This is a genomic window from Actinoplanes sp. NPDC019969, assembly GCF_055562375.1.
The window spans coordinates 511,844-529,445 of record NZ_JBVHFK010000005.1; the positions used below are offsets into that span (position 1 = coordinate 511,844).

General features: G+C 71.1%; 17 protein-coding genes. 12 read left to right on the top strand and 5 right to left on the bottom strand.

Going from position 1 to position 17,602, the window contains the following annotated elements:
• The first annotated feature begins 31 nt into the window (after positions 1-31).
• Positions 32-820, top strand: a complete 789-nt coding sequence (locus ACZ3II_RS18535) for a SecDF P1 head subdomain-containing protein (RefSeq protein ID WP_465518879.1) — start codon at positions 32-34, stop codon at positions 818-820.
• Between the two features lie 15 nt (positions 821-835).
• Here the strand turns inward: ACZ3II_RS18535 and ACZ3II_RS18540 are convergent, their stop codons facing one another.
• Complete coding sequence (locus tag ACZ3II_RS18540) at positions 836-2,845, bottom strand: M6 family metalloprotease domain-containing protein (RefSeq protein WP_465518880.1); 2,010 nt, start codon at positions 2,843-2,845, stop codon at positions 836-838.
• A 93-nt stretch (positions 2,846-2,938) separates the two neighbouring features.
• Between ACZ3II_RS18540 and ACZ3II_RS18545 the strand changes: the two genes are divergently transcribed.
• Entirely contained in the window at positions 2,939-4,714 is a 1,776-nt protein-coding gene (locus ACZ3II_RS18545) for a CocE/NonD family hydrolase (RefSeq protein ID WP_465518881.1), read from the top strand.
• A gap of 490 nt (positions 4,715-5,204) precedes the next feature.
• On the top strand, positions 5,205-6,539 hold the full coding sequence (locus ACZ3II_RS18550; protein ID WP_465518882.1) for a TIGR04013 family B12-binding domain/radical SAM domain-containing protein: 1,335 nt from the start codon (positions 5,205-5,207) through the stop codon (positions 6,537-6,539).
• 25 nt (positions 6,540-6,564) lie between these two features.
• On the opposite strand, the gene ACZ3II_RS18555 is transcribed toward ACZ3II_RS18550, so the two are convergent.
• Complete coding sequence (locus ACZ3II_RS18555) at positions 6,565-7,146, bottom strand: NAD(P)H-dependent oxidoreductase (RefSeq protein ID WP_465518883.1); 582 nt, start codon at positions 7,144-7,146, stop codon at positions 6,565-6,567.
• A gap of 106 nt (positions 7,147-7,252) precedes the next feature.
• Between ACZ3II_RS18555 and ACZ3II_RS18560 the strand changes: the two genes are divergently transcribed.
• Complete coding sequence (locus ACZ3II_RS18560; RefSeq protein WP_465518884.1) at positions 7,253-8,014, top strand: hypothetical protein; 762 nt, start codon at positions 7,253-7,255, stop codon at positions 8,012-8,014.
• 29 nt (positions 8,015-8,043) lie between these two features.
• Positions 8,044-8,655 (top strand): holin, encoded by a 612-nt coding sequence (locus tag ACZ3II_RS18565; protein WP_465518885.1) that lies wholly within the window; start codon positions 8,044-8,046, stop codon positions 8,653-8,655.
• Here ACZ3II_RS18565 and ACZ3II_RS18570 read toward each other — a convergent pair.
• Positions 8,578-9,744 carry a 4-hydroxybenzoate 3-monooxygenase gene (locus ACZ3II_RS18570; protein WP_465518886.1) on the bottom strand — a complete coding sequence of 389 codons (1,167 nt, stop codon included), beginning with the start codon at positions 9,742-9,744 and terminating at the stop codon, positions 8,578-8,580. The two genes, ACZ3II_RS18565 and ACZ3II_RS18570, sit on opposite strands and share 78 nt — an antisense overlap.
• A 41-nt stretch (positions 9,745-9,785) precedes the next feature.
• Positions 9,786-10,535, bottom strand: a complete 750-nt coding sequence (locus ACZ3II_RS18575) for an IclR family transcriptional regulator (RefSeq protein ID WP_043532796.1) — start codon at positions 10,533-10,535, stop codon at positions 9,786-9,788.
• A 75-nt stretch (positions 10,536-10,610) separates the two neighbouring features.
• Between ACZ3II_RS18575 and pcaH the strand changes: the two genes are divergently transcribed.
• The 7 genes from pcaH (at position 10,611) to ACZ3II_RS18610 (ending at position 16,914) form a co-directional block, all read left to right on the top strand.
• The gene (gene pcaH / locus ACZ3II_RS18580; protein WP_465518932.1) at positions 10,611-11,360 is read left to right on the top strand and encodes a protocatechuate 3,4-dioxygenase subunit beta; all 750 of its coding nucleotides are present in this window, start codon (positions 10,611-10,613) and stop codon (positions 11,358-11,360) included.
• Positions 11,357-11,920, top strand: coding sequence for a protocatechuate 3,4-dioxygenase subunit alpha (gene pcaG, locus ACZ3II_RS18585; protein ID WP_465518887.1), 564 nt, complete (start codon positions 11,357-11,359; stop codon positions 11,918-11,920). The genes pcaH and pcaG overlap by 4 nt, the downstream gene beginning before the upstream one ends.
• A 106-nt stretch (positions 11,921-12,026) precedes the next feature.
• Positions 12,027-13,235, top strand: coding sequence for a lyase family protein (locus ACZ3II_RS18590; RefSeq protein WP_465518888.1), 1,209 nt, complete (start codon positions 12,027-12,029; stop codon positions 13,233-13,235).
• Between the two features lie 91 nt (positions 13,236-13,326).
• Positions 13,327-14,457, top strand: coding sequence for a bifunctional 3-oxoadipate enol-lactonase/4-carboxymuconolactone decarboxylase PcaDC (gene pcaDC / locus ACZ3II_RS18595; protein ID WP_465518889.1), 1,131 nt, complete (start codon positions 13,327-13,329; stop codon positions 14,455-14,457).
• A complete protein-coding gene (locus tag ACZ3II_RS18600; RefSeq protein ID WP_465518890.1) occupies positions 14,454-15,632 on the top strand; it encodes a thiolase family protein in 1,179 nt (392 codons plus the stop codon). Before pcaDC ends, ACZ3II_RS18600 begins: the two co-directional genes overlap by 4 nt.
• Entirely contained in the window at positions 15,629-16,291 is a 663-nt protein-coding gene (locus ACZ3II_RS18605) for a 3-oxoacid CoA-transferase subunit A (protein ID WP_465518891.1), read from the top strand. The genes ACZ3II_RS18600 and ACZ3II_RS18605 overlap by 4 nt, the downstream gene beginning before the upstream one ends.
• Entirely contained in the window at positions 16,288-16,914 is a 627-nt protein-coding gene (locus ACZ3II_RS18610; RefSeq protein WP_465518892.1) for a 3-oxoacid CoA-transferase subunit B, read from the top strand. Before ACZ3II_RS18605 ends, ACZ3II_RS18610 begins: the two co-directional genes overlap by 4 nt.
• Positions 16,915-16,965: 51 nt before the next feature.
• Here the strand turns inward: ACZ3II_RS18610 and ACZ3II_RS18615 are convergent, their stop codons facing one another.
• Positions 16,966-17,508 carry a hypothetical protein gene (locus ACZ3II_RS18615; RefSeq protein ID WP_465518893.1) on the bottom strand — a complete coding sequence of 181 codons (543 nt, stop codon included), beginning with the start codon at positions 17,506-17,508 and terminating at the stop codon, positions 16,966-16,968.
• Between the last annotated feature and the right edge of the window lie 94 nt (positions 17,509-17,602).

Consider the following 17,602-nt stretch of genomic DNA (forward strand, 5'->3'; position numbering starts at 1 on the left):
TCGACGGGTCGAGGTGTGGGGAGGGAACGGTATGGCGCGTTCGGATGGTGGTGGCGTTGTGGTGTGGCGGGCCGTCGTGCTCGTCGGAGCGCTGGGAACCGCGGTCGGCCTGATCGGGCGGATCCCGTGGCTCGGCCTGATCGCCGGCCCTCTGAGCATCGTGGGCGTGATCGGCCTGCTGATCACCCAGCGGTCCGCGGCACGCGCCACCACCGGTACGCCGGGAGCGCCCGCTCCCGGTTCCGGCCGGTTCGACGCGCCACCGGCCCGGCGGCCCACGCCGCCGTGGGTGTGGGTGGGTGTGGCCGTCGTCGCGGTCGCGGCCGGTGTGGCGGCGCTGCTCATGAACCCGGGGGATGAGACCGAGCGTGCGGCCGAACCGGAGGCGGCCCGCGTGCCGCTGGGCTTCCACCTGGTGCAGGACGTCGTGCCCGGCGCGTGCGGCACGACGCCCACGACTTCCGGTCCCGCCGCGGAGTACCCCACAGCCGACGGCAGCGGCTGTGTGAAAGTGTCGGCCGAGGGTGGATTCTCGGTCACGCAGCTGGCGCGAGTGCAACTGCAGGACCTCAGCGATCAGGGCAACGGCTGGGTGGTCCAGGTGACCCTGGCAAGCGAGGACGCCGCCCGCTTCACCGATCTGACGACCCGCGCGAGCGCCCAGCCCCAGCCCCGCAACCAGGTGGCCATCGTGGTCGGCCCGCGCCTGGTCAGCAACCCGGCGATCCTGGAGCCACTCACCGGCGGCACCGCGATGATCGCCACCCGCCTCACCCGGGAGGAAGCCCAGGCCCTGGCCGCCGACCTCGGTGTGCGCTGAGCCCGCCGCGGGGCGTCAGCGCCGCACCGTGCAGGAGGTCACGGCGGTCGCGTCCGGGTCGCTCTCCGACCTGACCTGGACCGTCACCGCGCGCACCCCCTTGACGTAGACCTCTGCCGAGGCCGTCTGGCGGCCCGCCACCCCGACGACCGCCCGGGTCAGCACCGCACCCGGCGCGGAGATCCGGAACACGTCGGCGTCCCGGCCGGTGTTGCGGATCGGGATCGTGCACCGGGCCCAGCCGGACGGCCCACGGCGGGCGGTTGCCGGGGACGCCTTCACGCCACGGGCTGACGGCCCGGCGCCGTCGAGGGAGCGGACCGCGACCTCGTACGAGAGCACGCCCTGCCGGTCCCGTTTCCGGTCCAGGACGTAGAAGTGCAGCCGGTTGGCCGTGTCCGCGTACTCGAAGAGGCTGCCCGACCCGGTGCCGGCGTGGAACAGCGCGTCGGAGAGCTGCCGGTAGTCCCCGATCGTCATCTTCTGCGGCGTGCCGTCCGGCAGCACGAAGTCGACCTTGTCGATGTCCTGCGGGTTGGCGTCGATGGTCCAGATGTACGGCGCGGCGTCCGCGTTCTTGGTCTTGGCCAGCAGCACGCCGGAGTCCGGGGTGAACGAGTCGAAGCCCATCCGGTCGACGACTTCGACGGTGTAGTTGTCGTAGCCGCCGCCGTCGCAGTACGGGTCCGTCGCGGTGTTGCACGCGGGGCTGCGGTCGCCGCCGTCCAGGGTGACGTTGATGCCGGCCAGCCGGCGCGGGCCGGGATCGACCGCGCGTGCCGTCACCCGGGTCATCACGACGCCGGACTCGGCCAGCGCCGCGCGGGAGAGTCGCAGCACCGCGGTGTCGTCGACGATGCCGAGTTTCATCTTGTTGCGCAGCATGTGCTGGGCGCCCATCGACGAGCCCGCGGTTCCCGGGATCAGCCACCGGCTGTGCGGTCCGCCGGGGCCGTTGAACGTGCCGCGGCTCAGCATCTCCCACGGCCCGCTGTAGTCGCGGCGCGCCGGTACCGAGTACGGGTTGTTGTAGTTGTCGCCGATGCCGAGGATGTGGCTGAACTCGTGGGCGTACGTCGACATGCCCGAACTCTCCGCCTGCAGTGAGCTGCCCTGGGTGGCGTTCGGCCAGATGTTCGCCGAGGCCTGCCAGGAGGTCCACTCGACGTAACGGGTGGCGTTCCAGTTCGGCAGCGCGTCGTCCGGCGGGCCGAACTCCTCGCTCACGTCCTCCTTGGTGCTGAACTTCATCGGGCCGAATTCCTGCCAGGTGGCCGATTCGTCCTGGCCGGCCGAGAGGAAGAAGACGAAGTCGTACGCGGCCGCCTCCTGCTCGCCGACCGCCGCGATCCAGGCGGCGCGCGCGTCGGCACGCAGGTCACGCCCGCAGACGTCGTCGGCCGGGCAGCCCTGTCCGCGCTGCATGGAGTTCTCGATGCCGTATTCGTGGCTGGCGTGCGGCATCCGGTACACACCGAACGCGCTCAGGTCGATGCCGAAGCGCCCGTTCGAGTCCTCCATCCAGTATTCGTGGATGGTGTGGCCCCGGTTGAGGGTTCCCGGCTTGTTCAGGAAGTCCCGGTAGAACGCCGGCACCGCGGAGCGGTCCAGATTCTGTACGCCGGACGGGTTCCCGTAGATCGTCGAGTTCGCCGGCTGGGTGACCACGAACGGCTGGTTCGCATAGTCGACCAGCACCAGCGCCCCGTTGAAGGTGCGTTCCGAGCCGCGGACCGCCGGGTCGTTCCAGTCGGTGCCCGGCACCGCCCGGTAGTCGTCCCAGGTCATCGTGTCCGGCAGCTCGTACCGCTGGGGGTCGATCGGCTGCGGCGTGCCGGCCGGGCCGCCCAGGGTGACCGCCTCGTCGAGCTGCCACGGCTGGGTCTGCGGCCAGTGCCGCATGCGCCACGGCGTGTCCGGGTCCCCGGCCGGCGGCGCGGCCGTCGCCGGTGCGGGTTGAAAGGCTCCGGCCACCACCAGCGCCGCTACGGACAGTGCCGAGAACAACCGTCGCGCCGTCGTCATGGCGCCATCCTGGCAAATTTATCGACGTCGCTCAATGGGAGATCGGGCTAGCCTCAGGATCGGCACAGATGATGTTCGATGTTTGGAGGTCGGATGAGTTTACGCAGACGGGCAGCGGCCGCCGCCGGTGCGCTGATCACGGTTGCCGCTCTCGCGGTGGGTGGCCCGGCGACCGCCGCCGGTGTCTCCCCACCGGGCGTCACCCACGAGGAGAACCCCCGCGTACCGGAGGGCGCGGTGTGGACGGAGGCCTACTTCCCGTCCGCCGACGGCAGCGGCGTCGAGCTCCACGCCGACGTCCTGCGGCCGGCGCACCTGCCGGCACGGGCTCGGACGCCGGTGATCCTCGCCGTCAGCTCCTACTTCAGCCACGCGGGCCAGACCGGACCGGAGGGGTGGACCCGTACCGGCCCGTCCAACCGGTTCGCGGACTTCACCAGCGGCACCGATCTCTTCGCCCGGGGCTACACCTACGTCATGGTCGACCTGCGAGGCTTCGGCGGAAGCACCGGCTGCCTCGACTGGGCGGGCCCGGGTGAGCAGGCCGACGTCAAGGCCGCGATCCAGTGGGTGGCGAGACAGCCGTGGTCGACCGGCAAGGTGGGCATGTACGGCAAGTCGTACGACGCCGTCACCGGGCTCATCGGCAACAATCTGCGCCTGCCCGCCCTGAAGGCCGTCGTGGCGCAGGAACCGGTGTGGAACATGTACAACTACCTGTTCAGCAACGGGGTTCCGCGGCCCAACGTGACCGGCACCCCGAACGCCTACAACGGCATCGCCACGATGGCGCCGCTTCCCGACGACACCGGCCGCTACCAGGCCAACGCTCAGTACGAGCAGAGCCACCCCGAGTGCCTTGCCGACAACCTCACCAACAACAACAACCCCGATCTCGACTCGCCCTACTGGCGCGCCCGCGACCTGGCGGCCCAGGCCCGGGGCACGAACACGCCGCTCTTCGTCACGCAGGGCTTCATCGAGAACAACACCAAGCCCGAGGACATGCAGGAGTTCCTCGACAACCACCACGGCGTCGAGCGGGGCTGGCTGGGGCAGTGGGAGCACGTCCGCGGCAACGAGACCAACCAGCAGGGTCAGCTGCTGATGGGCCGCGCCGGGTTCTTCGGCGAGGTCATGCGCTTCTACGACCGCTACCTGCTGGGTGCCCGGCCGGCGGTGCACGACCCGGCCTACGCCATCGAGGACAACACCGGCGCGTGGCGCGCACAGCCGACGTGGCCGACCCCGACGTCCTTCACCAGCGCGGCCCTGACCGATGGGCAGTACGTCGACGACGGCATCGCCGCGACATTCGCTGCGCCCACCGCCCAGGAGTGGGACATGGAGCACTACACGGACCCCGCTCCGCCCGCCGCCAAGGGTCTCGCGCCCGCCGACACGCACAGCTACTTCACCTGGTCCACACCGGTCGCCTCCCGGCTGCGGATCACCGCCACCCCGAAGATCACATTGTCCGCGAGCGCGCCCGGCAACGTCATGGCGCGGCTGTGGGACGTCGCCCCGGACGGTACCGCCGTGATGTTCGACGAGAACGTGGCACTGATCGAACGAGCGGGCCGCGTCGCGTTCGACCTGAAATCCACCGACTGGACCCTCGAGGTGGGCCACCAGCTGGGCGTCCAGATCGGGACGATCAACAGCGGCAGCTGGCGCGACGTCCCGAGCGGCAACACGATCTCGATCACTCGCGCGCGGCTGAACCTCGCCCTGCAGAACCCGCGGTTCGACGTGCCCACCCAGGGCGACCGGTCGCCGTTCCTCGACACCTACCTGCGGCAGTACACCCGCACCCTCACCGACGTCGGCGAGGGCACCTTCCCGCTCACCCTCCGTCCCCGGCCCTGACGAGCCACCACCGCGTGGACTGCCCGGACTGCCCGGCCGGCCGGGCAGTCCGCTGGCAACATCGCGACATCCCGCAGTCGGCAGCGAAAGCATCCCGCCCTGAGCGCCGTGAACGCCGGGTCATCGACGTCGGTCACGGTGCGAGGCGCCGGGCTGGGCGTGCGTCATCATCTACAGTTCGATGGTGGTCAGAGCGACGCCATTGACGTACGAAGGTGCTCTCCGGCTTCGGCGACCTGGGCCTGGGTCATGCCTGCCGCCTCACGGGCGCGACGCAGATCAGCGCGGAGCATTCGGCTGGCGGCGATCGGGCTCATTTCACCACCGGGCTTCACACCTCGACCCTACGAGCAGATGGTCGGAGCGTCCCCCTCCCCGGAAGCACGATGAAACCCCGACCTGATGATGCTCACCAATCTCTCCCGCCCCGACGCCCACGGCGTCCGGCCCGTAGCGGGGGTATCACTCCGGAAACTGGCAAAATCGCCGCATGAGTGGTCCTGAACTGGTCTTGGTGTTGCGTTACCGCAAGGCGGTGACGTACGGCTTCCATGCGCTGCTGGGGGCGCTCGGCGACCACGACACCGCCACCCGGTACGAGGTGCGGTTCGGTGAGAGTGTCGAGGAGACCGCCCGGCACATCCGGGAGGCCGGCGACTCTCGTACCCTCGTGCTCTGGTCGTTCTATTCGCCCGACGCCGCTGCCCTGGCCGGCGAGCTGAAGCAGGTCCGGGAGCTGGCTGACGGGCCGAACGTCACGCACCTCGCCGGAGGAGTGCACGCCACCGCCGAGCCGGTGCAGACGCTGGACGCCGGCTGGGACATGGCGGCGATCGGGGAGGGTGAGTCGACGCTGCTGAGCCTGGTCGACGCCAAGGGTGAGCCGGCCGGGATCACCGGACTGGCCTATCGTGACGCCACCGGCAAGCTGATCAGAACCGGTAAGGCGAAACAGCGGGACCTCAACGACTTCCCCGGGTTCGCCCTCAGGTGGGACAAGTTCAACGCCCTTGAGATCACCCGTGGGTGCATCTACGCATGCAGGTTTTGTCAGACGCCGTTCATGTTCTCGGCGAAATTCCGGCACCGGAGTCTGGAGAACGTGCGGTGGCATGTGGATCAGATGCGGACGCGCGGGTTGCGGGACGTCCGGTTCATCACGCCTACGGCGCTTTCCTGGGGTACGCAGACCGAGGAACCGGATCTCGCCGCCATCGAGGAGCTCCTGGCCTCCTGCAGGGAGGGGATCGGGCCGAACGGGCGGGTGTACTTCGGGTCGTTCCCCAGTGAGATCAGGCCGGAGCATGTGAGCCGGGAGGCGTTGCGGCTGGTCAAGAAGTACTGCGACAACAACAACATCATCGTGGGCGCGCAGTCCGGTTCGGATCGGGTGCTCGGCGCGGCGAAGCGGGGGCACAACGTCGAGGAGGTCAAGCGGGCGGCCCGGCTCGGTATCGAGGAGGGGTTCCGGATCAACGTCGACATGATCTTCGGGATGCCGGGGGAGAACCGGCAGGACGTCGACGACTCGCTGAGCCTCGCCCGGGAGCTCGCCGATCTCGGGGCGCGGATCCACGCGCACACGTTCATGCCGCTGCCGGGGACGCCGTGGCGGGACGCGCCGCCCGGCGACGTGGACCCCGAGACGATCCGCGAGGTGAGCCGGCTGTCTCAGCGCGGCGCCCTGTACGGCCACTGGCAGAAGCAGCGCGACCACGCCGTCCGGCTCGCGGCGGCAGCCGAGGCCTACCCGCGGCCGGGACGCAGCCGCACGATCCTGCCGACCGTCCCGTCCCCGACGAACGACGGATGCGCCGGCCACTGACAGGTTCGGCCGAGCGTGGCGGCCACTAAAGGGAACGGCCGAGCGCCGCCACCCGCTCCAGATGGGCCGCGCGGAGAGTGGCCCAGCGGTCAGGGGCGTCGGCGCGCAGCACCGAGCCGCCGAGCAGGACGAACTCCGATGACAGCGCCCGGGACCCGATCCGGTCGGTGAGCATCACGGTGCGCATCGACTGATAGATGCCGGACTCCTGCAGAGCGGCCACCTCGTAGCCGGCGGTACAGAGAACGATCGCTCTACGCGCCGGGCGGGCCGGCTCCGGTTTGTACGCCCACCCCACCGTCCACACCCGGTCGAACCAGCCTTTCAGGATCGCCGGGCAGTCCGCCCACCACACCGGATACACGAACGCCCACACGTCTGCCGCGTCGAGGAGCGCCTGCTCCGCGGCGACGTCGGCGGCCACGGGAGCACCGGCGAGGCCCGCCGACTCCCGGGCGTATTCGGCGGGCGACAGGGTGGGCCGGAAGCCGGTCGCATACAGGTCCGAGAGGGTGTACGAATCCAAGCCGCCGACGAAAGCATCGAGCACGTCCCGGGTGAATCCGGTTCGATCGGGGTGGGCGTAGACGACGTGGACCCGGCTCATCCGGCGATTGTGCCGGGACGGCCCAGGAACCGCGAGCGCACGGGACGGTCCCGATCGGTGGGAGGGCAGCCGGGAACCCGTACCGAAAAAGTGTTTCGATGAAGTGATGAGACCGGTGCTGCGCAGACTCGATGAGATCGCCGCTGTTCTGGCCGGGCGGGCGGAGGTGATCGCGCTGCTCGGGCTGGGTTCGGCCGGCGCCCAGCTGGCCCGGCTGGACGAGCACTCCGACCTGGACTTCTTCGTGATCGTCGAGGACGGGGCGAAGGGCCGCTACCTGGACCGGACGGACTGGCTGGAGGAGCCGGGGCCGGTCGCGCATCTGTTCGCGCACGAGCGGGCCGGGCGCAGGGCGCTGTACGCCGACGGCGTGTTCGTGGAGTACCTGGTGCTGACCGTGGCCGAGCTGGCGACCGTGGCGTTCGCCGGCGCGCGGGTGGTGTGGCGGCGGCCGGACGCGCCGCGGAACCTGACCGAGTCGGGGCGCCCGGTGCCGCGCCCGCAGTTCGACACCGGGGAGTTCCATCTCAACGACGCCCTGGCGAACCTTTACCTCGGCCTGCACCGGGAGCTGCGCGGGGAACGGCTGGCGGCGGCCCGGATGATCCAGGGGCACGTGGTGGACGCGGTGATCGCCCTGCTGCGCATCGACGGTGGGGAGATCCCGTACCGGGACGTCTTCGACCCGGCGCGGCGGGTGGAGCGGGCCTACCCGCCGGGCGTGCTGCCGCTGGCCGCGATGGTGCCCGGTTACGAGCACAACGTGGCGGCGGCCCGGTTCACGCTCGACTGGCTCGCCGAACGCTATCCGGTGCCCGCGGGCATCGGCGACCCCCTGCGGGAACTGATCCGTTCGGCTGATGTTTGACGATCTCCACAGCGAGGAACGTCGATCGGGTGACTCAGGTCGTTCCGAAGTGGCGTGCGGTCCTGCTGGACTTCGTGGAACGGGCCGGCTGGTCGGCCGGCCAGGTTTTCGTGGCGACGTTGCTGGCCGGTGGGGTCGGCTCGGTCATCGATCTGCCCTGGACGTACTCGCTGACCCTGGCGGCGAGCGCGTTCGTCGCGTCGCTGCTGCTGACCGCCGTGCAGTACCTGTCGAAGCTCACCCACCTGGCGTTCTGGCCGGACCTGCTGGCCCGGCTGGCGAAGACGTTCCTGGCGTCGCTGTCCGGGTCGATCGTGGCGGGCGCGTTCGACGTCACCACGTTCGACTGGGAGAGCGCCCTGAACGTCGCGTTCATCGCCACCGTCGCCTCGCTGGGCAAGGGGCTGCTGGCGCGCGAGTCGGCGGCGCCGAACGGGCAGGTCCCGCCCAGCGCCAGCCCGTCCACGCTGCCGACCGGCACCTACCGCGAGGCGGTCGACCACGGCCCACCGCCGCCGACGATCGCGGCCACCGACCCGCCCGCTTCCGTACCTCCAGCGCCCTCAGTATCCGATGGGCAGGCCGGCGTAGTTCTCGGCGAGACCGGTGGCGCCCGCCCGGCTCCCGGCGACCCAGCGTAGCTGCGACAGCTGCAGCTCGGCGTCGAACGGGTCGCCCGAGGTGTGCAGCATGGTGGTCATCCACCAGGAGAAATGGGTGCACCGCCAGACCCGCCGCTGCGCGTCGCCGGAGTACGCCTCGGCGAGGCGCTGATCTTTCTCCGCCACGGCGGCGATCAGGGCCTTGCTGAGCAGCGCGACGTCGGCGATCGCCAGGTTGAGGCCCTTCGCGCCGGTCGGCGGCACGATGTGCGCGGCGTCGCCGGCCAGGAACAGGTTGCCGTGCCGCATCGGGGTCTGCACGTAACTGCGCATCGGCAGCACGCTCTTGTCGGTGATCGGGCCGGGGTTGAGCTTCCAGCCGTTCTGGCCGTGGCCGAGCCGCTTGGCCAGCTCGTCCCAGATCTGGTCGTCGGACCACGACTGCGGGTCGGTGCCGTTGGGAACCTGCAGGTAGAGGCGGCTCACAGTGGCCGAGCGCATCGAGTGCAGGGCGAATCCGTCGGGGTGCCAGGCGTAGATCAGCTCGTCGGTGGAGGGTGCGACGTCGGCGAGGATCCCGAACCAGGAGTACGGGTACACCTTCTCGTGAACCTGGGGGGAGGGGATGGCTGACCGGCTGGGCCCGAAGGAGCCGTCACAGCCGGCGATGTAATCCGCCGCTATCTTCAAATTTTGTCCGCTTTTATCAGTATATGTCACGTATGAGCCGCCCTCGAGGTCGTGCAAGGAGACATCGCTGACCTCGTAGTGGATCTCCTGAGAATCAGCGCGACGGGCCGCGATCAGATCCTTCTGCACCTCGGTCTGACCGTAGACCCACACACTCCGTCCGGTCAGGTCCACGAAATCGAGATGGTGCCGCTCACCCGGCCACTGCAGATAGATCCCCCGGTGCTCGTCCCCCTCGGCTCGCAACCGACTCCCGAGCCCGACCGATTCCAGCAGCTCGACGCTCGAATGCTCCAGGATGCCGGCGCGGATCCGGGCCGCGACGTACTCCTCGGAACGGGTCTCGAGGACCACCGACGACACCCCGCCCTGGGCGAGGAGGTGGGAGAGCAGCAGGCCGGCGGGGCCGGCGCCGATGATGGCGACCTGGGTACGCATGCCCCTCAGCGTTCGGCAGGTCGCGGCCTCGCGGCAAGACCTCATTTCCACTGGACGGAAGGCGACGCGGCGAGCGTACGGCTGATCCCATGTGCCGCCACCTGCAGCGCCGAGACGAGCCGGGGCAACTGGCGGCGCAGATCCGGCACCACCATTCCGAGCGCCGCGACCACGGTGTCGCCGTTGCGCACCGGCACCGCCACCGAGCAGGCGCCCAGGCTCATCTCCTCGCCGGTGGTCGCGTACCCCTCGGCCCGGACCCGGCGCAGCTGGTCTATCAGGCGGGCGGGCTGCGTGACGGTGTAGGCGGTGATCCGGGTGAGGTTCTTCAGGACCTCAAGGCGGACTTCTTCGGGCGCGTACGCGAGAAGCACCTTCCCGACCCCCGTGGCGTGCATCGGCAGTCGCGACCCGACCCGGCTCACCACCGGGACCGAGACGTGCCCGGCGAGCCGTTCCACGTACAGCACCTCGACGCCGTCCCGGACCGCCAGATGCACCGTCGCCAGGGTCGTTCCGTACAAATCGTGCAAAAATGGGGAAGCGGCCTGGCGGAGTCCGCTCTGCACCGGCGCGAGCAGCCCGAGTTGCCAGATCCGGCGGCCGATCACGTACCCACCGTTCGGCTCCCGGGCCAGGGCGCCCCACCGGTGCAGCTCACCGACGAGGCGATGGGCGGTGGCGAGCGGGATGCCGGCGCGGCGGGCGAGATCGGTCAGCGACAGGCTGCGGTGCTCGCCGTCGAAGGCGCCCAGCAGAGCCAGCGCACGGGACGTGACGCTCTCGCCCATCGGGGACTCCTTCCACTCAGTGGAAGAGGATTATCGCCGGGGCCACCGTTTCCGCCTAGCGTCCGGAGCGTGAACATGGAGTCGTCACAAGCTGACATCAACCGGGAGATCGAGGCCGCGGCACAGACGCCGGGCGGGCCGCAGCCGAAGATCGACTACGCGCCGTACCGCAGTAGCATTCTGCGGCACCCTCAGCAGCCCGCGCAGCAGATCGACCCGGAGTCGGTGGAGCTGTGGGCGCCGGTCTTCGGGCACCGCGACGTCGCCGACGACGAGGCCGACCTGACCATCCAGCACGCCGGCAGCCCGCTCGGCGAACGGATCGTGGTCACCGGCCGGGTCCTGGACGGCGACGGCCGCCCGGTCGCGAACCAGCTCGTGGAGGTGTGGCAGGCCAACGCCGCCGGCCGGTACCGGCATCAGCGCGACCAGCACCCGGCCCCGCACGACCCGAACTTCACCGGGGTCGGCCGGATGCTCACCGGGCCCGACGGCACGTACCGGTTCCAGACCATCAAGCCCGGCCCCTACCCGTGGCGCAACCACATCAACGCGTGGCGGCCGGCGCACATCCACTTCTCCGTCTTCGGCACCGACTTCACCCAGCGTGTGATCACCCAGATGTACTTCCCGGGCGACCCGCTGTTCCCGCTCGACCCGATCTACCAGTCGATCACCGACCCGAAGGCCCGGGAGCTGCTGATCGCCCAGTACGACCACGACGTCACCACGCCCGAGTGGAGCACCGGCTACCGCTGGGACATCGTGCTCACCGGCACCCACCGCACCCCACTCGAATCGGATGTTGAGGACGAAGCAGCATGAGCGCCGTACCCGGCCAGACCGTCGGCCCCTTCTTCCACCTCGGCCTGGAATACGCCGGCATGAACGAGCTGGTCCCGCCGGGCCACCCGAAGGCGGTCCGGCTGCACGGCCACGTCTACGACGGCCACGGCAACCCGGTCCCGGACGCGGTGCTGGAGATCTGGCAGGCCGACCCGCGGGGCCACATCCTCCGGCAGCAGGGTTCGCTGCGCCGCGACGGCTGGACCTTCACCGGCTGGGGCCGCGCCGCCACCGACCCGGACGGCCACTACCAGTTCGCCACCCTGGAGCCGGGCGCGACCGAGGCCGGCAAGGCGCCGTTCTTCGCGGTCACGGTCTTCGCGCGCGGCCTGCTCGACCGGCTGTTCACCCGCGCGTACCTGCCCGACGACGAGACCGCCCTCGCCGCCGACACCCTGCTCACCGCCGTCGACCCGGCCCGCCGCCCCACCCTTCTGGTCACCCGCGAGCCCGGCGGCCTGGTCTTCGACATCCGCCTGCAGGGCGACGGCGAGACCGTCTTCCTCACCTACCCCCGCCTCCGCGACGCCTGGGCCTGACCCCGCGCAAGATCCGTCGGCGGGTGCGGGTGGCAGCAGCTTGCGGCGATCTCGCGGGGGTACGAGGTGAGCAGGCGGCCGTGAATCGAGGCATGGGGAGTATCTGGTGAGTGACCTGTTGTGGCCGGGCGACGACCGGGCCGGTGACCTGTTCACCGGCGCGTCGGTGCTGTCCGCCATGGTCCGGGTCGAGGCCGCCTGGCTGGACGCCCTGGTCCTGCGCGGCATCGCCGACCCGGCCGCCCGCGACGACCTGACCGGCCTGATCGGGCCGGCCGACGTCCCGCACGTGGCCGCCGGCGCCGAGGCCGGCGGCAACCCGCTGATCCCGCTGCTGAAGCTGCTCCGGACGCGTCTCGAAACCCGTAACCCCGCCGCCGCGCACTGGCTGCACAAGGGCTTGACCAGCCAGGACGTGATCGACACCGGCCTGGTCCTGTGCCTGCGCGACACGGCGGCCCGGATCCGGGACGACCTCGCGGCCCAGGCGGCGTGCCTGGTCCGCCTGGCCGACGAGCACCGGGCGACGCCGATGACCGGCCGTACCCTCACCCAGCACGCCATCCCGATCACTTTCGGTCTCAAGGCCGCCGGCTGGCTGACCGGCGTGCTGGACGCCCGGGACCGTCTCGCCGCCGTGTCGGATCTTCCCCTGCAGATCGGCGGGGCCGCCGGAAGCCTGGCCGCGCCGGTCGCCCTGGCCGGTTCCCCGGCCGTGGTCCGCGACCTGGTCGAGACCACCGCCGCCACCCTGGGCCTGCCGGTCCGCGGTCCCTGGCACACCGCCCGCGCCCCGCTCACCGGGTTCGCCGACGCCCTGGTGACCTGTACCGACGCGTGGGGCCGGATCGCCAACGACGTGCTCGTCGGCGCCCGCCCGGAGATCCACGAGCTGTCCGAGGGCACGGTCGCCGGCCGGGGCGGCTCGTCCGCCATGCCGAACAAGCAGAACCCGGTCCTGTCGATCCTGGTCCGCCGTGCCGCCCTGGCCGCCCCGTTCCTGGCCGCGACCGTGCACGCGGGCGCCGCCGCCGCCGTCGATGAACGCCCCGACGGCGGCTGGCACGTCGAGTGGGCGACGCTGCGGACGCTGGCCCGCCGTACCGCCACCGCCGGCGCCCAGACCGCCGAACTCCTCGCCCATCTCCAGGTCGAGACGTCCTGGATGCTCGCCAATCTGGCCGCCGCCCGCCCCGGCATCGACGCCGAGCAGCGTTCGATCGCCCCGGACGCGGCGCCCGGCGAGCCCTACCCGGGCGCCACCGACGCCATCATCGACGCCGTCCTCACCCGCGCCAAGGAGCCCCCGAGATGACCGGCTGGCCGTCAGGGCTGTCTCCCGCGCCCGGAGACAGCCATGAGAGCCAGCCGGTAGTAGCCATGACCCGGGTCGGAGAGGGACCGCATTGCTGACCGCAACCACATTCATCGAGGCGGCCGACCGGCCGCTGCTGCTGCTCGGCCCATCGGTCGGGACCAGCGTGGCAGCGCTGTGGGCGCGCTGCGCCGACCGGCTCTACGGCCGCTACCACGTGGTCGGCTGGGACCTGCCCGGCCAGGGCCGCAGCGCCCCCGCGACCGGCCCGTTCACCGTCGCCGACCTGGCGGCCGAGGTGCTCGCGCTGGCGGACCGGATCCGGCCGGGGGCGGCGTTCGGCTACGCCGGGGACTCGCTCGGCGGCGCGGTCGGCCTGCAGCTGCTGCTGGACGCGCCGGAACGGGTGACCGGCGCGGTGCTGCTCTGCACCGGCGCGAAGATCGGCGACGCGGCGATGTGGCACGACCGGGCCGCACTGGTCCGGGCCGAGGGCATCGGCGCGGTGGTGGACGGCTCCCGGGACCGGTGGTTCGCCCCCGGGTTCGCCGACCGGCAGCCGGAGGTCGCCGGGGCGCTGCTGGACGCGCTGCGCGGCACCCACCCGGAGAGTTACGCCCGGTCCTGTGAGGCGCTGGCCGAGTTCGACGTCCGGGACCGGCTCACCGAGATCGCCGCCCCGGTGCTGGCCGTCGCCGGCGCCCACGACAGGCCGACCCCGCCGGAGAGCCTCCGGACGATCGCCGGCACCGTGCTCAACGGCCGCCTGGTCGTCCTGGACGGTGTCGCGCACCTGGCCCCCGCCGAGAACCCGGAGGTCGTCGCGTTCCTGCTGGATCAGCACTTCGACGACGTACGGGCGGCCGGGATCACGGTCCGCCGGGAGGTGCTCGGCCCGGCCCACGTGGACCGGGCCACCGCCGGGACCACCGCGTTCACCCGTGACTTCCAGGACCTGATCACCCGGTACGCCTGGAACGAGATCTGGACCCGCCCCGGCCTGGAGCGCCGGGACCGTTCTCTGATCACCCTGACCGCCCTGATCGCTCTCGGACATGATGAGGAGCTGGCAATGCACGTACGGGCCGCCCGCACCAACGGCCTGTCCGAGGATGAGATCAAGGAGCTGATCCTGCAGACCGCGATCTACTGCGGTGTGCCGGCCGCCAACACCGCCTTCCGTATAGCGCAGCGCGTCCTGTCCGATGGGGAGTCCCAGTGACCGATTCGTTCGTCTACGCCGCCGTCCGCACCCCGTTCGGGCGTTACTCCGGCGCGCTCGCCGACGTCCGCCCGGACGATCTGGCCGCGACCGCCCTGACCGGCCTGCTCGCCAAGGCCCCGGACCTCGATCCCGCCAAGATCGACGACGTCTGGTGGGGCAACGCCAACGGCGCCGGGGAGGACAACCGCAACGTCGGCCGGATGGCGGTCCTGCTCGCCGGCCTGCCGACCAGTGTGCCCGCCGCCACCGTGAACCGGCTCTGCGGCTCCAGCCTCGACGCGGCGATCATCGGGTCCCGGGCGATCGTCGCCGGGGACGCCGAGATCGTGGTGATCGGCGGGGTCGAGTCGATGACCCGGGCGCCGTGGGTGCTGCCGAAGCCGTCCCGGGCGTTCCCGGCCGGCAACCTCGAGGCGGTGTCGACCACGCTGGGCTGGCGCCTGGTCAACCCGAGGATGCCGAAGGAGTGGACGGCCTCACTCGGTGATTGCAACGAGCAGTTGGGGGAGAGGTACAAGATCTCCCGGGAACGGCAGGACGAGTTCGCCGTACGATCGCACCTGTTGTCGGAAAAAGCCTGGAACGACGGTTTCTATCAGGACCTGGTGGTGCCGGCCGGTGAGCTGACCAGGGACGAGGGCATCCGGGCCGACAGCAGCGTCGAGAAACTCGCCCGGCTCAAGCCGTCGTTCCGCGCCGACGGGACCATCACCGCCGGCAACGCGTCCCCGCTCAACGACGGCGCCGCCGCGGTGCTGCTCGGATCGGCCGCCGCCGCGTTCCAGATCGGGTTCGACCCGCTCGCCCGGATCGCCGGCCGGGCGGCCCACGCCGTCGACCCGCAGGACTTCGGGTTCGCCCCGGTCGAGGCCGCCGAGAAGGCGCTGCGCCAGGCCGGCATCGGCTGGTCCGACGTCGGCGCGGTCGAACTCAACGAGGCCTTCGCCGTCCAGTCGCTGGCCTGCGTCGACGCCTGGGACGTGGACCCGGCGATCGTCAACACCCGGGGCGGCGCGATCGCCCTCGGCCACCCGCTCGGCGCGTCCGGCGCCCGGATCCTCGGCACCCTCGCCCACGTGCTGCGCGAGCGCAACCAGCGCTGGGGTGTCGCCGCCATCTGCATCGGCGTGGGCCAGGCCCTCGCCGTCGTCCTGGAGAACTGCACCCAGTGAAGACCGACATCACCGACGCGGTCACCGCGGTCACCGGGATCAAGGACGGCGACACCGTCCTGGTCGGCGGGTTCGGCATGGCCGGCATGCCGGTCGCGCTGATCGACGCGCTGATCGAGCACGGGGCCGGCGATCTCACCATCGTCAGCAACAACGCCGGGAACGGCGACACCGGCCTGGCGGCGCTGATCGCCGCGGGCCGCGTACGCAAGATGGTCTGCTCCTTTCCCCGGCAGGCGGACTCCTGGCACTTCGACGCCGCCTATCGCGCCGGGAAGATCGAGCTGGAACTCGTCCCGCAGGGCAATCTCGCCGAACGGATGCGGGCCGCCGGCGCGGGGATCGGCGCGTTCTACTGCCCGACCGGCGTCGGCACCCCGATCGCCGAGGGCCGGGAGACGCGGGTGATCGACGGCCGGGAGTACGTCCTGGAGTACCCGATCCGCGGTGACGTCGCGCTGATCCGCGCGCACGTCGCCGACCGGCTCGGCAACCTGGTCTACCGTAAGACCGCCCGCAACTTCGGCCCGGTGATGGCCACCGCCGCCACCCTCACCATCGCCCAGGTGTCCCGGATCGTCGAGGTCGGCGAACTGGACCCGGAGGCCGTCGTGACCCCGTCGATCTACGTGAACCGGCTCGTGGAGGTCGCCGCGTGAACACCGAGGACCTGGCCCGGATCATCGCCGCCGACATCCCTGCCGGCGCCTACGTCAACCTCGGCATCGGCCAGCCCACCACCATCGCCCGCTATCTGAAACCGGACAGCGGCGTCATTCTGCACACCGAGAACGGCATGCTGGGGATGGGCGAGGTGGTGCCCGCCGAGGAAGCCGACTGGGACCTGACCAACGCCGGCAAACAGCCGGTGACCGAGTTGCCCGGCGCCGCCTACTTCCATCACGCCGACAGCTTCGCGATGATGCGCGGCGGTCACCTCGACGTGTGCGTGATGGGCGCCTTCCAGGTCTCCGCCGGCGGCGACCTGGCGAACTGGCACACCGGCGCCCCCGACGCGATCCCGGCGGTCGGCGGCGCGATGGACCTGGCAGCCGGCGCGAAGGAGGTGTGGGTGATGATGACCCTCTTCACCAAGAAGGGCGAGCCGAAACTCGTGCCGTCCTGCACCTGCCCGCTGACCGGCAAGGCGTGCGTGACCCGGGTCTACACCGATGTCGCGACCTTCCACCTCGGCGATTCCGGGGTACGGGTCACCGCCACCGACGGCGTCACCTTCGACGAGCTGACCACCCGCCTGGACGTCCCGCTGATCCAGGGCTGAGACCACGGCAGGCGGGCCTCGACGACGCGTCCCGCCTGCCGTCCCCGCACCTCAGCCGCGGGTGCGCAGGTCGTAGGAGCGGGTGGCCACGGCCAGCGCGGTGATCCACACGAGGAACTGGGCGACCCCGTAGACGCCGGTCCCCGAGCTGAAGACGGCCTCCGGGTGGTTCCACTGGACGACCATCAGGGCCAGCGCCAGGATCGTGTACCCGCCCAGGGCCAGCACCAGCAGGTAACCCGGCACGATCAGCAGCAGCCGGGGCACCCGCTGCCCGGCGAACCACGGCACCCAGCGGGGGAACGCCACGCCCCACGGGCGGATCAGCGCCAGCGCCAGCACGGCCGGCAGCACGGCCAGGGCGTTCAGGGTCCACAGATAGGCGCCGCCGCCGTCGGCGTGCCAGCTCGCGAACCGGTCCGGCTCGGCGAACAGCGGAATCCCGGCGCCCCAGATCGCATGCAGCGGCATGAATCCGGCGGTCGCCGACAGCGCCGCCACCCAACCGGCCCGCACCGCATGTCGTGGCGGCGGTGGGACGTGTCTGTCCCGGATGAGTACGACCGCGTTCCTGATCTCCCCGTGGGTGCTCATAGACATATTCTGATGAACGCCGCCGGGTTCCGTGACCCCGTTCCGCAGCGGACACCCGTCACGCTAGGGTTCGGCGGCATCGATGGTCCCCGCT

What these genes read in the sequence shown, in the direction of transcription:
- ACZ3II_RS18615 (WP_465518893.1), bottom strand. Translation starts at nt 17,508, where the DNA reads ATGAGCACCCACGGGGAGATCAGGAACGCGGTCGTACTCATCCGGGAC.
- ACZ3II_RS18575 (WP_043532796.1), bottom strand. Translation starts at nt 10,535, where the DNA reads ATGGGCGAGAGCGTCACGTCCCGTGCGCTGGCTCTGCTGGGCGCCTTC.
- pcaH (WP_465518932.1), top strand. Translation starts at nt 10,611, where the DNA reads ATGGAGTCGTCACAAGCTGACATCAACCGGGAGATCGAGGCCGCGGCA.
- ACZ3II_RS18550 (WP_465518882.1), top strand. Translation starts at nt 5,205, where the DNA reads ATGAGTGGTCCTGAACTGGTCTTGGTGTTGCGTTACCGCAAGGCGGTG.
- ACZ3II_RS18570 (WP_465518886.1), bottom strand. Translation starts at nt 9,744, where the DNA reads ATGCGTACCCAGGTCGCCATCATCGGCGCCGGCCCCGCCGGCCTGCTG.
- pcaG (WP_465518887.1), top strand. Translation starts at nt 11,357, where the DNA reads ATGAGCGCCGTACCCGGCCAGACCGTCGGCCCCTTCTTCCACCTCGGC.
- ACZ3II_RS18535 (WP_465518879.1), top strand. Translation starts at nt 32, where the DNA reads ATGGCGCGTTCGGATGGTGGTGGCGTTGTGGTGTGGCGGGCCGTCGTG.
- ACZ3II_RS18560 (WP_465518884.1), top strand. Translation starts at nt 7,253, where the DNA reads ATGAGACCGGTGCTGCGCAGACTCGATGAGATCGCCGCTGTTCTGGCC.
- ACZ3II_RS18555 (WP_465518883.1), bottom strand. Translation starts at nt 7,146, where the DNA reads ATGAGCCGGGTCCACGTCGTCTACGCCCACCCCGATCGAACCGGATTC.
- ACZ3II_RS18540 (WP_465518880.1), bottom strand. Translation starts at nt 2,845, where the DNA reads ATGACGACGGCGCGACGGTTGTTCTCGGCACTGTCCGTAGCGGCGCTG.
- ACZ3II_RS18545 (WP_465518881.1), top strand. Translation starts at nt 2,939, where the DNA reads ATGAGTTTACGCAGACGGGCAGCGGCCGCCGCCGGTGCGCTGATCACG.